Origin of the sequence: Streptomyces sp. NPDC090077 (genome assembly GCF_044747545.1) — a bacterium.
GTDB lineage: Bacteria > Actinomycetota > Actinomycetes > Streptomycetales > Streptomycetaceae > Streptomyces.
Genome location: NZ_JBIVEG010000006.1, coordinates 272476 through 283735 on the forward strand (window position 1 = coordinate 272476; position 11260 = coordinate 283735).

13 protein-coding genes and 1 pseudogene are annotated in these 11260 nt (G+C 71.4%); 5 read left to right on the forward strand and 9 right to left on the reverse strand.

Going from position 1 to position 11260, the window contains the following annotated elements:
- Positions 1 to 16 precede the first annotated feature (16 nt).
- The gene (locus tag ACIPW5_RS13670; protein WP_401244246.1) at positions 17 to 1972 is read left to right on the forward strand and encodes a WD40 repeat domain-containing serine/threonine protein kinase; all 1956 of its coding nucleotides are present in this window, start codon (positions 17 to 19) and stop codon (positions 1970 to 1972) included.
- 26 nt (positions 1973 to 1998) lie between these two features.
- Positions 1999 to 2304 (forward strand): hypothetical protein, encoded by a 306-nt coding sequence (locus tag ACIPW5_RS13675; protein WP_401244248.1) that lies wholly within the window; start codon positions 1999 to 2001, stop codon positions 2302 to 2304.
- Positions 2305 to 2311: 7 nt separating this feature from the next.
- Here the strand turns inward: ACIPW5_RS13675 and ACIPW5_RS13680 are convergent, their stop codons facing one another.
- Both ACIPW5_RS13680 and ACIPW5_RS13685 read right to left on the reverse strand, forming a co-directional pair.
- Positions 2312 to 3433, reverse strand: a complete 1122-nt coding sequence (locus ACIPW5_RS13680; RefSeq protein WP_401244250.1) for a hypothetical protein — start codon at positions 3431 to 3433, stop codon at positions 2312 to 2314.
- A gap of 76 nt (positions 3434 to 3509) precedes the next feature.
- Positions 3510 to 3905 (reverse strand): annotated as a pseudogene (locus ACIPW5_RS13685) (glycosyltransferase); the annotation flags it as partial.
- 154 nt (positions 3906 to 4059) lie between these two features.
- Here ACIPW5_RS13685 and ACIPW5_RS13690 point away from each other — a divergent pair.
- The gene (locus ACIPW5_RS13690) at positions 4060 to 4494 is read left to right on the forward strand and encodes a VOC family protein (protein ID WP_401244252.1); all 435 of its coding nucleotides are present in this window, start codon (positions 4060 to 4062) and stop codon (positions 4492 to 4494) included.
- 68 nt (positions 4495 to 4562) lie between these two features.
- Here the strand turns inward: ACIPW5_RS13690 and ACIPW5_RS13695 are convergent, their stop codons facing one another.
- From ACIPW5_RS13695 to ACIPW5_RS13715, 5 genes are all read right to left on the reverse strand, one after another.
- Complete coding sequence (locus ACIPW5_RS13695) at positions 4563 to 5891, reverse strand: dicarboxylate/amino acid:cation symporter (RefSeq protein WP_401244254.1); 1329 nt, start codon at positions 5889 to 5891, stop codon at positions 4563 to 4565.
- Between the two features lie 426 nt (positions 5892 to 6317).
- Positions 6318 to 6623, reverse strand: a complete 306-nt coding sequence (locus ACIPW5_RS13700) for a DUF4229 domain-containing protein (RefSeq protein ID WP_401244256.1) — start codon at positions 6621 to 6623, stop codon at positions 6318 to 6320.
- 80 nt (positions 6624 to 6703) lie between these two features.
- A complete protein-coding gene (locus ACIPW5_RS13705) occupies positions 6704 to 7228 on the reverse strand; it encodes a GNAT family N-acetyltransferase (protein ID WP_401244258.1) in 525 nt (174 codons plus the stop codon).
- 116 nt (positions 7229 to 7344) lie between these two features.
- Positions 7345 to 8508, reverse strand: a complete 1164-nt coding sequence (gene mqnE, locus ACIPW5_RS13710; RefSeq protein WP_401244260.1) for an aminofutalosine synthase MqnE — start codon at positions 8506 to 8508, stop codon at positions 7345 to 7347.
- Positions 8509 to 8570: 62 nt separating this feature from the next.
- Positions 8571 to 9026 (reverse strand): Lrp/AsnC family transcriptional regulator, encoded by a 456-nt coding sequence (locus tag ACIPW5_RS13715; RefSeq protein ID WP_401244262.1) that lies wholly within the window; start codon positions 9024 to 9026, stop codon positions 8571 to 8573.
- 122 nt (positions 9027 to 9148) lie between these two features.
- Between ACIPW5_RS13715 and ACIPW5_RS13720 the strand changes: the two genes are divergently transcribed.
- Complete coding sequence (locus tag ACIPW5_RS13720) at positions 9149 to 9283, forward strand: hypothetical protein (RefSeq protein ID WP_260613643.1); 135 nt, start codon at positions 9149 to 9151, stop codon at positions 9281 to 9283.
- A gap of 5 nt (positions 9284 to 9288) precedes the next feature.
- Here ACIPW5_RS13720 and ACIPW5_RS13725 read toward each other — a convergent pair whose 3' ends face one another.
- On the reverse strand, positions 9289 to 9960 hold the full coding sequence (locus ACIPW5_RS13725) for a UbiX family flavin prenyltransferase (RefSeq protein ID WP_401244264.1): 672 nt from the start codon (positions 9958 to 9960) through the stop codon (positions 9289 to 9291).
- 91 nt (positions 9961 to 10051) lie between these two features.
- Here ACIPW5_RS13725 and ACIPW5_RS13730 point away from each other — a divergent pair, with 91 nt between their 5' ends.
- Positions 10052 to 10666 carry a rhomboid family intramembrane serine protease gene (locus tag ACIPW5_RS13730; RefSeq protein ID WP_401244266.1) on the forward strand — a complete coding sequence of 205 codons (615 nt, stop codon included), beginning with the start codon at positions 10052 to 10054 and terminating at the stop codon, positions 10664 to 10666.
- Here the strand turns inward: ACIPW5_RS13730 and ACIPW5_RS13735 are convergent.
- The gene (locus tag ACIPW5_RS13735) at positions 10659 to 11246 is read right to left on the reverse strand and encodes a Uma2 family endonuclease (protein WP_401244268.1); all 588 of its coding nucleotides are present in this window, start codon (positions 11244 to 11246) and stop codon (positions 10659 to 10661) included. The genes ACIPW5_RS13730 and ACIPW5_RS13735 overlap by 8 nt on opposite strands.
- Positions 11247 to 11260 lie beyond the last annotated feature (14 nt).

Genomic DNA, 11260 nt, shown 5'->3' on the forward strand with positions numbered 1-11260 from the left:
CGGCCAGGGGGCGGAAATGCAGCCGGGGGAGCAGCTGGCCGGGCGGTACCGGCTGGACGGGGAGCTCGGGCACGGCGGCATGGGCGAGGTGTGGCGGGCCCACGACACCGAGCTCGGCCGGGCCGTGGCGGTGAAGGTGCTGCTGAAGTTCGACGCCTCGGACGAGCTGCTCGCCCGCTTCCGCCGCGAGGCGGCCATCGGGGCCCGGCTCCAGCACCCCGGCATCACCGTCGTGCACGACATCGGCCACCACGACGACCGGCTCTTCATCGTCATGGAGCTGCTCAACGGGCGGGACCTCTCCGACCACCTGGCCGACGCGCCCGCCGGCGGCCTGCCCCTGGCCCACGCGCTCGATCTGGCCCTCCAGACGGCGGACGCCCTGTCCGCCGCGCACGCCCAGCAGGTCGTGCACCGGGACCTGAAGCCCGGGAACCTCTTCCTCCTCACCGACGGCCGGGTCAAAATCTGCGACTTCGGCATCGCCCGCACCGCCGACGCCTCGGGCGGGCTGACCGCCACCGGCCGGGTCTTCGGCACGCCGCCCTACATGGCCCCCGAGCAGTGGCGGGGCGAACAGGTCGACGGGCGCTGCGACGTGTACGCCCTGGGGTGCGTGCTGTGGGCGCTGCTGACCGGCGCGCCGCCGTTCTCCGGCACCGACCAGGCCTGGGTGCTGATGCGGATGCACCTGGAGGAGGAGCCCCCGGCCCTGGACTCCGTACGCCCGGACGCGCCGCCCGCGCTCGTGGAGCTGGTGGCGTCGATGCTGGCCAAGGACCCGGCCGACCGGCCCGAGGCCCCGGCCGTCACCGGGCGGCTGCGCGCCCTGCTGCAGCGGCCCGCCGTGCGCGACGTGCCCACCATGGACCTGACCGGGCGCGCCGCCGACGGCGCGGCCACCGCCGCAGACCCGGGCCCGAGCCGCCGCAACGTGCTGCTCGGCGGGCTCGGGGTGCTGGCGGGGGCCGGCGGCGGGACGTACGCCGTCTGGCGGCTGACCGGGAACAAGAACGACGGCGGGAAGAAGACCGGTGACAAGAACACCGGCGGGGCCTCCGACGACGGGACGGACGGGCCCGGCACCGACGGGTTCCGCACGGTGCAGGAGTTCAGGAAGCACGCCGGCTCCGTGGACTCGGTGGCGATCAGCCCGGACAGCAGGTTCCTCGTCAGCGGCGGCAACGACCGCACCCTCCGGGTGTCCAACTTCGCCGGCGGAGGCAGCATCCCCCTCTCGCCGACGCACGACGCGGGGGTGACCTGCGTGTCGTACAGCCCGGACGGCAAGGTCCTCGTCGGCGGCAGCGACAAGGTCCTGCGCCTGCACGACGTCTACAGTCTGGAGCTCCTCGCCGTCCTGGCGGAACACACGGGGCTGGTGCGGGCGGTGGCGTTCAGCCCGGACAGCAGGACCCTCGCCAGCGGTGCCGACGACGGCACCGTCCGCCTCTGGGACGTGGCGACCCGCTCCACCGTCTCCGTCGCCACCCTCACCGGGCACACCAAGCCGGTGCTGTCCCTGGCGTTCGCTCCCGACGGCACCCTCGCCAGCGGCTGCGCCGACGGCACCATCCGCCTCTGGGACACCTCGAACCGCACCTCCACGGCCACCCTCACCGGGCACACCAAGGCCGTCGCCGCGGTCGCGTTCAGCCCCGACGGGAAGGTCCTCGCCAGCGGCAGCGCCGACTTCACCATCCGGCTGTGGTACCCGGCCACCCGCGACGTCACCGGCACCCTGCCCGGCCACAACAGCAGCGTCCGGTCGCTGGCGTTCAGCCCGGACGGCACCACCCTCGTCAGCGGCGGCGGCCGTACCGTCCGGCTGTGGGACGTCGCTTCCCGCAAGCCCCGTGCGACGCTCAACGGGCACACCGCCGGCGTGACCTCGGTCGCGTTCAGCCCGAAGGGCGACGCCTTCGTCAGCGCGAGCGAGGACGACAGCATCAAGGTGTGGAAGCGGTCCTGACGGCGGACTCCGGCCATGATGGCCGGATGACCTCCATAGACCGGCCCGAGGACCAGGGGTGCCTGCGCTGGGTGCTCGCCGTACCCCTGACCCTCTTCCTCTACCTGCCCGCCGCCTTCTTCCTCTACGGCTCCCTGGTGCTGGAGCCGGACTACCCGTACGACCCGATGCGCGACGACGCGCGCGTCAACGCCGTCCTCTCGGTCGGGCTGTGGTTCCTCGGGCTGCTCCTGACCGCCGTCCCCGTCTTCCACCGCACCCTGGGGCGGTGGTGGTACGCCGTCCCGTTCCTCCTGGCGTCGGTGGCGTACTGGCGGTGGCTGACGGTCTGAGGAGCGGCTACTGCTCGAAGCGGCGGAGGTACACCCGCGTGTACCAGCTGTCCACGCCGGTGATCGCCTTGTCGCTGGTGTTGAACGCGTAGGCCTTCCCGTCGGCGGAGATCGCGCGGCGGCCGTACCAGTGGGCCTTGGCCGTGCCGATCTGGACCCGGGTGCCGGCCGTGCGGTCCTGGCGGTACAGCAGGCCGTTCTCCTCGACCACGGCGTACCGGCCGTCGTCGGTGATGCTCTGGAGGGCGGGGCCGATGTGCGTCAGGCGGTTCGTCGTCAGGTCGTAGCGGTAGGCCTGGCTGCCGGCCGGGACCGCGGTCGGGAGGAGGTTCGTGGCCGCCGAGTTGAAGTAGACGGCGGTGCCGTCCTCGGTGAGCCGGACCAGCTGGGAACTGCCGTTGGCGGCGGCGCCGTTGTGGGTGGCGTCCACCTGGCGGGCGGTGCCCGTGGCCCGGTCCAGGACGTGGACGTCGCCCTTGTCGGCGATCGTGCCCATGTAGTCGTAGCCGTAGGCGACCTTGCCGCCGTCGCGGGAGAGGCCGACCGGGCCCACGGTGCCGCCGGTGCGGCCGGCGGCGGCCTTCGGAGTGAAGCCCTCGTCGGTGCCGGACACCCGGTCCCGTACCCGGTACAGGCTCGGGCCGGTGGCGCCCACCGAGTACGCGACGAACCGCGCGTCCGGCGTCAGGGCCTCGAAGCGGCCCCACGCGTAGGTGGCGGAGCCGGGCGGGGTGAAGTCGGTGCTCTGCCCGGTCACCTGGTCGTGGATCCGCGCGGTCTTGTCCTCGCGGGTGCCGTACCCGACGTACCGGCCGTCCGCACTGAAGGCGGTACGGCCGGCGCCGTAGCCGCTGTTGGGCAGGGCCCACTCGCTCTTGCCGGTCGCCAGGTCGACGACACGGACCCACCACATGTCCAGGAACCAGGCGTTGCCCTCGGTGTAGGCCACGTAGCGCCCGTCGGGGCTGATCGCCGCGTCGAGGGCCGAGTCGCCGTTCGCGGGCAGCGGCCCGACCGGGGTGACGGTCCCGGCGGCCGGGCCCGCGGCGGTGGCGGCGGTGGCGGTCCCGGCGAGGAGGGCGGCGGCCACGGCCAGGGCCGTGGCCGCGCGCCTGGCGGTCGAAGTCATGCGGATTCCCCCGTCTAACGGATCGAACGTTCCCCGTGACGTTAGGAATCCCGCCTATACCTGCCCCATCAGCCCATCAGCCCAGCTCGACCAGCAGCTTCGCCGCCACCGCCGCCCCGTCCTCCCCGAACCCGGCGGCCACCGCGGCCGCCCGGGCGGCGGTCTCCGGGGTCAGCGCGGCCTCCAGCGCGGCCGACAGGGACTCCGCCGTCGGGGTCGGGCCGTCGTGGGCCGCGCCGATGCCGAGGCCGGCCACGCGGGAGGCGAAGTACGGCTGGTCCGCCGCCTGCGGGACGATCACCTGGGGCGCCCCGGAGCGAGTGGCGGTGGTCGTGGTGCCCGCGCCGCCGTGGTGGACGACGGCCGCGACCCGCGGGAACAGCGCCTGGTGATTGGCCTCGCCGACGACGAAGCAGTCGTCCGCGGTGCCGGTCAGGGCGAGGTCGGCCCAGCCCCGGGAGAGCAGCACGCGGCCGACCAGCGGCTCGACTCCCCCGCGCGAATCGTAGGCGGACAGCACCACACGCATTCCGTACTCCCAATCCCCCGTGTTCCGGCTCAGGTTGGAGAGTCTGCACCACCGTGATGATCTTGTGGCAAGCCCGGGGCTGCGCTATACGTTGGTCATGGCCAAGGAAATCCAGGTGACGTACGACTGCGCCGATCCCGCCGCGCTGGCGGCCTTCTGGGCCGAGGTGCTGGGCTACCGCGTCCAGCCGCCGCCGGAGGGCTTCGCCGACTGGCCGTCCGCCCTGACAGCGTGGGGCGTGCCGCCCGAGCAGCACAACAGCCGGTCGGCGATCAGCGACCCGGACGGCAAGGGTCCGCGGATCTTCTTCCAGCGGGTCCCGGAGGGCAAGACGGCGAAGAACCGCCTGCACCTGGACGTCCGCTCGGCGCCGGGCCTGAAGGGCGCGGAGCGGATGGACGCCCTGGAGGTGGAGGCCGCGCGGCTGGAGGCCCTGGGCGCCAAGCGCCTCTACCGCCTCGACCCCGACGGCATCGACGAGGGCATCATCGTGCTGGCCGACCCCGAGGGCAACGAGTTCTGCCTGGACTGACGCACGAACGAAGCGGCCCCCGCCCGGGATCCCGGGCGGGGGCCGCTTCGTGTTCCGCGGGGCGACGATCAGGCGGCGACGGGGACCGGCGCGGCGGCCGGCTCGGCGGCGGCCTTCTCGTCCAGCGGGGAGGACGAGGCGGCGGCGTAGGCCTCCTTGTCGAGGATCCCCTCACGGGCGGAGACGATCACCGGGACGACCGCCTGGCCGGCGACGTTCGTGGCCGTGCGCATCATGTCCAGGATCGGGTCGATCGCCATCAGCAGGCCGACGCCGGCGAGCGGCAGGCCCAGGGTGGAGAGGGTCAGGGTCAGCATCACGGTCGCGCCGGTGAGGCCGGCCGTGGCGGCGGAGCCGACGACCGAGACGAACGCGATGAGCAGGTACTCCTTGATGCCCAGCTGCACGTCGAAGATGTTCGCGATGAAGATCGCGGCGAGGGCCGGGTAGATCGCGGCGCAGCCGTCCATCTTCGTGGTCGCGCCGAACGGGACGGCGAAGGAGGCGTACTCCTTCGGGACGCCGAGGCGCTCGGTGACCTTCTGGGTGACCGGCATGGTGCCGACCGAGGAGCGGGAGACGAAGGCCAGCTGGATCGCGGGCCAGGCGCCCTTGAAGAACTGGACCGGGTTGACCTTGGCGACGGTCCACAGCAGCAGCGGGTAGACGCCGAACATGACGAGCGCAGAGCCGATGTAGACGTCGGCGGTGAAGGTGGCGTACTTGCCGATGAGGTCCCAGCCGTAGCTGGCGATGGCGGTGCCGATGAGGCCGACGGTGCCGATCGGAGCGAGGCGGATGACCCACCACAGGGCCTTCTGGAGGAGCTCCAGGACGGACTCGGCGAGGTTCAGGACGGGCTGGGCCTTGGCGCCGAGCTGGAGGGCGGCGATGCCGGCGACGGCGGCGAGGAAGACGATCTGGAGGACGTTCAGCTCGGTGAAGGGCGTGACGATGTCCTTCGGCACGATGCCGGTCAGGAAGTCGATCCAGGAGCCGTGCCGCTTGGGCTCCTTGCCGTCGGCCGGGGTGAGGCCGGTGCCGGCGCCCGGGTCGGTCAGCAGGCCGATCGCGAGGCCGATGCCCACCGCGATCAGCGAGGTGATCATGAACCAGAGCAGGGTGCGGGAGGCGAGCCGGGCGGCGTTGTTCACCTTCCGCAGGTTGGTGATGGACACCAGGATGGCGAAGAAGACGAGCGGGGCGACGGCCAGCTTGAGGAGCTGGATGAAGATGTCGCCGACCTGTTCGAGGGTGGTCTTGAGCCAGCTGACGTCCTGGCTGCGGGCTATCCAGCCGAAGAGGACGCCGAGCACGAGACCGGTGACGATCTGGGCCCAGAACGGGAACGAGAAGGAGGCCTTGGCGGGAGCCTGGGCCTGGGGGGACGCGGACACGGCATTCTCCGGGGGACGCACGGACGTACGGCGGAAGGTTTCTGCAAGGGGTGCGGTACGGCGGCAGCCGGAAAGGGGCCGGGCCGGCCGGGGACCGCTGCTGGGGCGGCTGGGCTTCAGCTTGAGCGGCGACAGCAACAGGCCGCGGACACGCGGCGGCAGAGGTCGACGTGCAGGCGTGCCACGAGCGCCACGAGCGGGACGCTCCGGCTCATCGGGTGTGCGGCTGCGGTCAACATGTTGAACACGCTAACACTTCGGCTTTGGGAATCTCAAAGAGATGCTTTGAGCACGGATCGCGCGGGGGTGGACCCACCGGCCGGACACGGCCCCGGAAACGACGAAGCCCCAGCGTGGCGGGGGGTGTTCCCGGCGCTGGGGCGTATCGGTGGGCGGAGCGGCGACGGGGCCGCTGTGAGGAAGGACTCAGGCGCGCGCGGCGTCGTCGGCCGCGTCCTCCTGGCTGCGGTTCGCGGCGAGCCGGTCCTTCGCACCCGCGACGCGGCCGGAGATCTGCTCGGACATCTCGTCGCGCTGCTTGCGCAGCAGGACGAAGGAGAGCGGCGCGGAGAGCACCAGCGCGAGGAGCACGATCCAGGCGAAGTTGGCGTCGCCCAGCCCGGAGGGCACCCAGCCCAGGTTGACCAGGACGGCGACGAGCACCAGGCACCCGACGAAGATGCCCAGGCGCATCGCGGTGTAGCGGATCGTCGCGCTCGGCTTGAGGGCCACGGTGACCCCTCCCTCTCTTCGTACGTCGGCACGTGCCCGTCCAGTGAAGCACGCCGGGCCCCCGCTGCGGCCCGGTGGGGTCAGTGCAGGGGCAGCAGCATCGTGATGTCGTCGCGGTCGTCGCCGGGGGCCACGCGGATGGCGCCGGGCACGCGGCCGACTTCCTTGTAGCCGCACGCCGCGTAGAAGTGCTCCAGTCCGACGCCCCCGCGGCACTCCAGGCGGATGGCCTCGATGCCCTCCAGCGAGCGCGCCGCGTCGGCGAGGGCGGCCATGAGCTCGCGTCCGGCGCCGCGGCCCTGGAGGGCGGGGCCGACCATGACCGTGTACGCCCAGACCCAGTGCTTCCGCAACGGGTGCGCCTCGAAGGCGAGGAAGGCGACGGCCTGGACGGCGCCCTCCGCGTCCCGTCCGATCAGCAGCCGGTGGCGGCCCTCGGCCAGTGCGACGAGGTGCTTGACCAGCGCGGGGCGGATGTCGTCGACGGTGACGGGCGGGACGAAGCCGACCGCGCCGCCGGCGTTGCTGACCTCGGTCCACAGCTGTGCGATGCCGTCGCGCAGGGCGGGGTCTACGACCGGATCGAAGGTGAAGGTAAGGGTCATATAGCGAGAGTATCTATTACCGATTCCCCGGGCAACGGGTTTCCGGCCGGGAGTACGAAGGAGCCCCGGACCGTCGGGGACGGTCCGGGGCTCCTGTACGCGTACGCGGTCGCGCGTCAGACGCGCATCGCCTGCGGGGTCTCGCGCAGGGAGGCGTCCGGGCCGGGGTACTCGCGGATGACCTCGTAGCGCGTGTTGCGCTCGACCGGGCGGAAGCCGGCCTCGCGGATGAGCTCCAGGAGGTCGTCACGGCCCAGCTTGTTCGGGGTGCCGTAGTTGTCCGCGTCGTGCGTGATCTTGTACTCGACCACCGAGCCGTCCATGTCGTCCGCGCCGTGCTGGAGCGCGAGCTGGGCGGTCTGCACGCCGTGCATCACCCAGAAGACCTTGACGTGCGGCACGTTGTCGAAGAGCAGGCGGGAGACCGCGAAGGTCTTCAGCGCCTCGGCGCCCGTGGCCATCGTCGTGCGCGCCTGGAGCTTGTTGCGGACCTTGCCGTCCTGCATGTCCACGAAGTCGTGCTGGTAGCGCAGCGGGATGAAGACCTGGAAGCCGCCGGTCTCGTCCTGGAGCTCGCGCAGCCGCAGCACGTGGTCCACCCGGTGGCGCGGCTCCTCGATGTGCCCGTAGAGCATCGTCGCCGGGGTCTTGAGGCCCTTCTCGTGCGCCAGGCGGTGGATGCGCGACCAGTCCTCCCAGTGGGTGTTGTGGTCGACGATGTGCTGGCGGACCTCCCAGTCGAAGATCTCCGCGCCGCCGCCGGTGAGCGATTCGAGGCCGGCCTCGATCAGCTCGTCGAGGATCTCGGAGGCCGAGAGGCCGGAGATCGTCTCGAAGTGGTGGATCTCGGTGGCCGTGAACGCCTTCAGGGAGACGTTCGGCAGCGCCTCCTTGAGGGCGGACAGCGAGCGCGGGTAGTACCGCCACGGGAGGGTGGGGTGCAGGCCGTTGACGATGTGCAGCTCGGTGAGGTTCTCGTTCTCCATGGCCTTGGCCAGGCGAACGGCTTCCTCGATGCGCATCGTGTACGCGTCCTTCTCGCCCGGCTTGCGCTGGAACGAGCAGTAGGCGCAGGAGGCGGTGCACACGTTCGTCATGTTGAGGTGACGGTTGACGTTGAAGTGCACCACGTCGCCGTTCTTGCGCGTGCGCACCTCGTGGGCGAGGCCGCCCAGCCAGGCCAGGTCGTCCGACTCGTAGAGGGCGATGCCGTCCTCACGCGTCAGCCGCTCGCCGGAGCGGACCTTCTCCTCCAGCTCACGCTTGAGCCCCGCGTCCATGCCGGTGTCTCCTCTACCTGTCCCTGTCCAGCACCTGTCTCCAACCGCCACCCACCGTACTCTCAGGCGTCCTCGGGCAGCTCGCCGACCCGGTTCTCCCACTTGGTGGAGAGCACGATCGTGGTGCGGGTCCGGGAGACGCCCTTGGTTCCGGAGAGCTTGCGGATGATCCTCTCCAGGCCGTCGACGTCACCGGCGCGCACCTTGAGCATGTACGAGTCGTCGCCGGCGATGAACCAGCAGTCCTCGATCTCCGCGAAGTCGCGCAGCCGGCGGGCCACGTCCTCGTGGTCGGCGGCGTCGGAGAGGGAGATGCCGATCAGCGCGGTGACGCCGAGGCCGAGCTCGGCGGCCGCGACCGTCGCGCGGTAGCCGGTGATCACGCCGGCGGTCTCCAGCCGGTTGATGCGGTCGGTGACGCTGGGGCCGGAGAGGCCCACGAGACGGCCCAGCTCCGCGTACGAGGCGCGGCCGTTCTCCCGAAGCGCCTGGATGAGCTGCCTGTCCACCGTGTCCATTACGTGGAGCCTTCCATTATTCGGCGATCCTGCAAGTTTAGGTATAGAATCAAAGGCACGCAGGGTCAACACCCTGTGAATCTTTCAACAGATCAAAGACGATCTTCAGGAGTGGTTAAACCGTGTACACGATCGAGGCGGCCTACGCGCACATGCGACAGCTCCAGGAGCTGGCCAACCGATCCCGCACCGACCAGCCCGCCGCCGCCCGTCGCGTCGACAAGACCCGTCGCCCGGGCAGCGCCAAGAAGCGCTAGCGCCGTCACTCACGGGGGCGGGCGCTGCCAAGCTCCCCCTCCCAACGGCGGTACAGCCCGTGCGGTACACCTGCCGCGTCGAGCACCCGCCCCGCGACGAAGTCCACCAGATCCTGGATGTGCGTCGCGCCCGCGTAGAACGCCGGAGAGGCGGGCAGCACCACTGCGCCCGCCTCGTCCAGCGCCACCAGGTGCTTCAGCGTCTGTCCGTTCAGCGGGGTCTCCCGCACCGCGACCACCAGTCGGCGCCGTTCCTTGAGCGTCACGCTCGCGACGCGCTGGAGCAGGTCCTTCGAGAGCCCGAGCGCCACACCCGCCACGCACGCGGTGGAGGCCGGGACGATCAGCATCCCCTTCACCGGGTACGAGCCCGAACTCGGGCCGGCCGCCAGGTCCCCGGCACCCCAGTACCGCACTCCGTCGAGGTCGAACCCCGCGAAGGTCCCGGGCTTGCCGTCCGCGCCGCGGCCCAGCCACTCCGCCAGGTCCGCGCGCCAGTGCGCGTCCCGGAAGGCGATCCCGGTCTCGTCCAGAAGGGTGAGCCGCGAGGCCCGGCTGACCACCAGGTCCACACTCTCGCCGGCCGCCAGCAGCCCCCGTACCACCGCCGCCGCGTACGGCGTCCCGGACGCCCCGGAAACCCCGACCACCCACGGGGTGCGCTTGCCGTCAGTCATACCTCCGAGACTATCCGGCCACGGCCCGGGGGCACTCGGTAAGGTGTCCGGACGTCCCAGGGGGTGGGACGGCACGAGGGGGAGCACCACCATGAGCACCACGACGACGACCGAGCCGGCCTGGAGCCGGACCGAACGCGCCAAGGCGGCCGCACAGCTGATGCTGGGCTGGGTGGCCCTCCTGTGGGCGATCGAGGCCGTCGACTACGCCACCGGGCACGCGCTGGACGCGTACGGGATCGTGGGCCGCGACCCGGACACCCTGACGGGCGTCCTGACCGGGTCCTTCCTGCACTTCGGCTTCGAGCACGTGGCCTCCAACAGCGTGCCCCTGCTGGTCCTCGGCTTCATCACGGCCCTGTCCGGGATCCGGCGGTTCCTCGCCGTCTCCGTGCTGATCCTCCTGGCGGACGGCATCGGCACCTGGCTGATCGCCCCGTCGGACGGCATGACGCTGGGCGCCTCGGGCGTCGTCTACGGACTGTTCGGCTACGTGGTGGTGCGCGGGTTCGTCGAGCGGAAGGTGCTGGGCGTCCTGGTGGGCGTGGCCGTCGCCGCGTACTGGGGCGGAACGTTCTTCCTCGGCCTGCTGCCGCTGGACCCGACGATCAGCTGGCAGGGCCACCTGTGCGGGCTGGCGGGCGGGGTGCTGACGGCCCTGTACTTCCGCCGCCCGGCGCCGCCCCGGCCGGCACTGCTCAGCTGACGGCCGAGGCCGGGTCCACCGGCAGGCCCGACGTGTCGACGGTCAGCTTCCCGATGCCGGTCTCCACCACGACCGCGTCGCCGTACGGGATCACGTCCCGGCCGCGGTAGCCGTCGGGGCCGGGGTTCCAGAGGGTCGTGCACTGCGCCTTGTAGGGGTCGAAGATCAGGTAGTGCGGGATCCCGCGCCGGGCGTACGCGCGGTCCTTGACCTCGTAGTCGTTGCGGACGCTGCTGGGCGAGATGACCTCGACGGCCAGCTCGATCAGGTCGGGCGGGTAGGCGCTGAGGTTCCTGTCCGCTTCCACCGCCGGCAGCACCGCGAGGTCCGGACAGAACTCGTTGTCGCCGTCGAACGGCACTGCGACATCGCTGATGAAACCCCAGTCCGCCGACAGCTGCGCCTCAAGCGCGTTCCACAGCAACCGAATGGTCCTCGCGTGGTGTGCCTTCAGCGGACTCATCACGATGGCGCCCTCGACAATCTCCATCCGGTAGCCCGGGAACATGTCCTCGTACCGGCTGAGCTGTGAGTGCAGGCGGTCGCTCTCCGAAACGGTCACGTCGGCCTCCCTGTCCATGCACTCGATGGTAG

What these genes read in the sequence shown, in the direction of transcription:
- ACIPW5_RS13670 (WP_401244246.1), top strand. Translation starts at nt 17, where the DNA reads ATGCAGCCGGGGGAGCAGCTGGCCGGGCGGTACCGGCTGGACGGGGAG.
- ACIPW5_RS13675 (WP_401244248.1), top strand. Translation starts at nt 1,999, where the DNA reads ATGACCTCCATAGACCGGCCCGAGGACCAGGGGTGCCTGCGCTGGGTG.
- ACIPW5_RS13680 (WP_401244250.1), bottom strand. Translation starts at nt 3,433, where the DNA reads ATGACTTCGACCGCCAGGCGCGCGGCCACGGCCCTGGCCGTGGCCGCC.
- ACIPW5_RS13690 (WP_401244252.1), top strand. Translation starts at nt 4,060, where the DNA reads ATGGCCAAGGAAATCCAGGTGACGTACGACTGCGCCGATCCCGCCGCG.
- ACIPW5_RS13705 (WP_401244258.1), bottom strand. Translation starts at nt 7,228, where the DNA reads ATGACCCTTACCTTCACCTTCGATCCGGTCGTAGACCCCGCCCTGCGC.
- mqnE (WP_401244260.1), bottom strand. Translation starts at nt 8,508, where the DNA reads ATGGACGCGGGGCTCAAGCGTGAGCTGGAGGAGAAGGTCCGCTCCGGC.
- ACIPW5_RS13715 (WP_401244262.1), bottom strand. Translation starts at nt 9,026, where the DNA reads ATGGACACGGTGGACAGGCAGCTCATCCAGGCGCTTCGGGAGAACGGC.
- ACIPW5_RS13725 (WP_401244264.1), bottom strand. Translation starts at nt 9,960, where the DNA reads ATGACTGACGGCAAGCGCACCCCGTGGGTGGTCGGGGTTTCCGGGGCG.
- ACIPW5_RS13730 (WP_401244266.1), top strand. Translation starts at nt 10,052, where the DNA reads ATGAGCACCACGACGACGACCGAGCCGGCCTGGAGCCGGACCGAACGC.
- ACIPW5_RS13735 (WP_401244268.1), bottom strand. Translation starts at nt 11,246, where the DNA reads ATGGACAGGGAGGCCGACGTGACCGTTTCGGAGAGCGACCGCCTGCAC.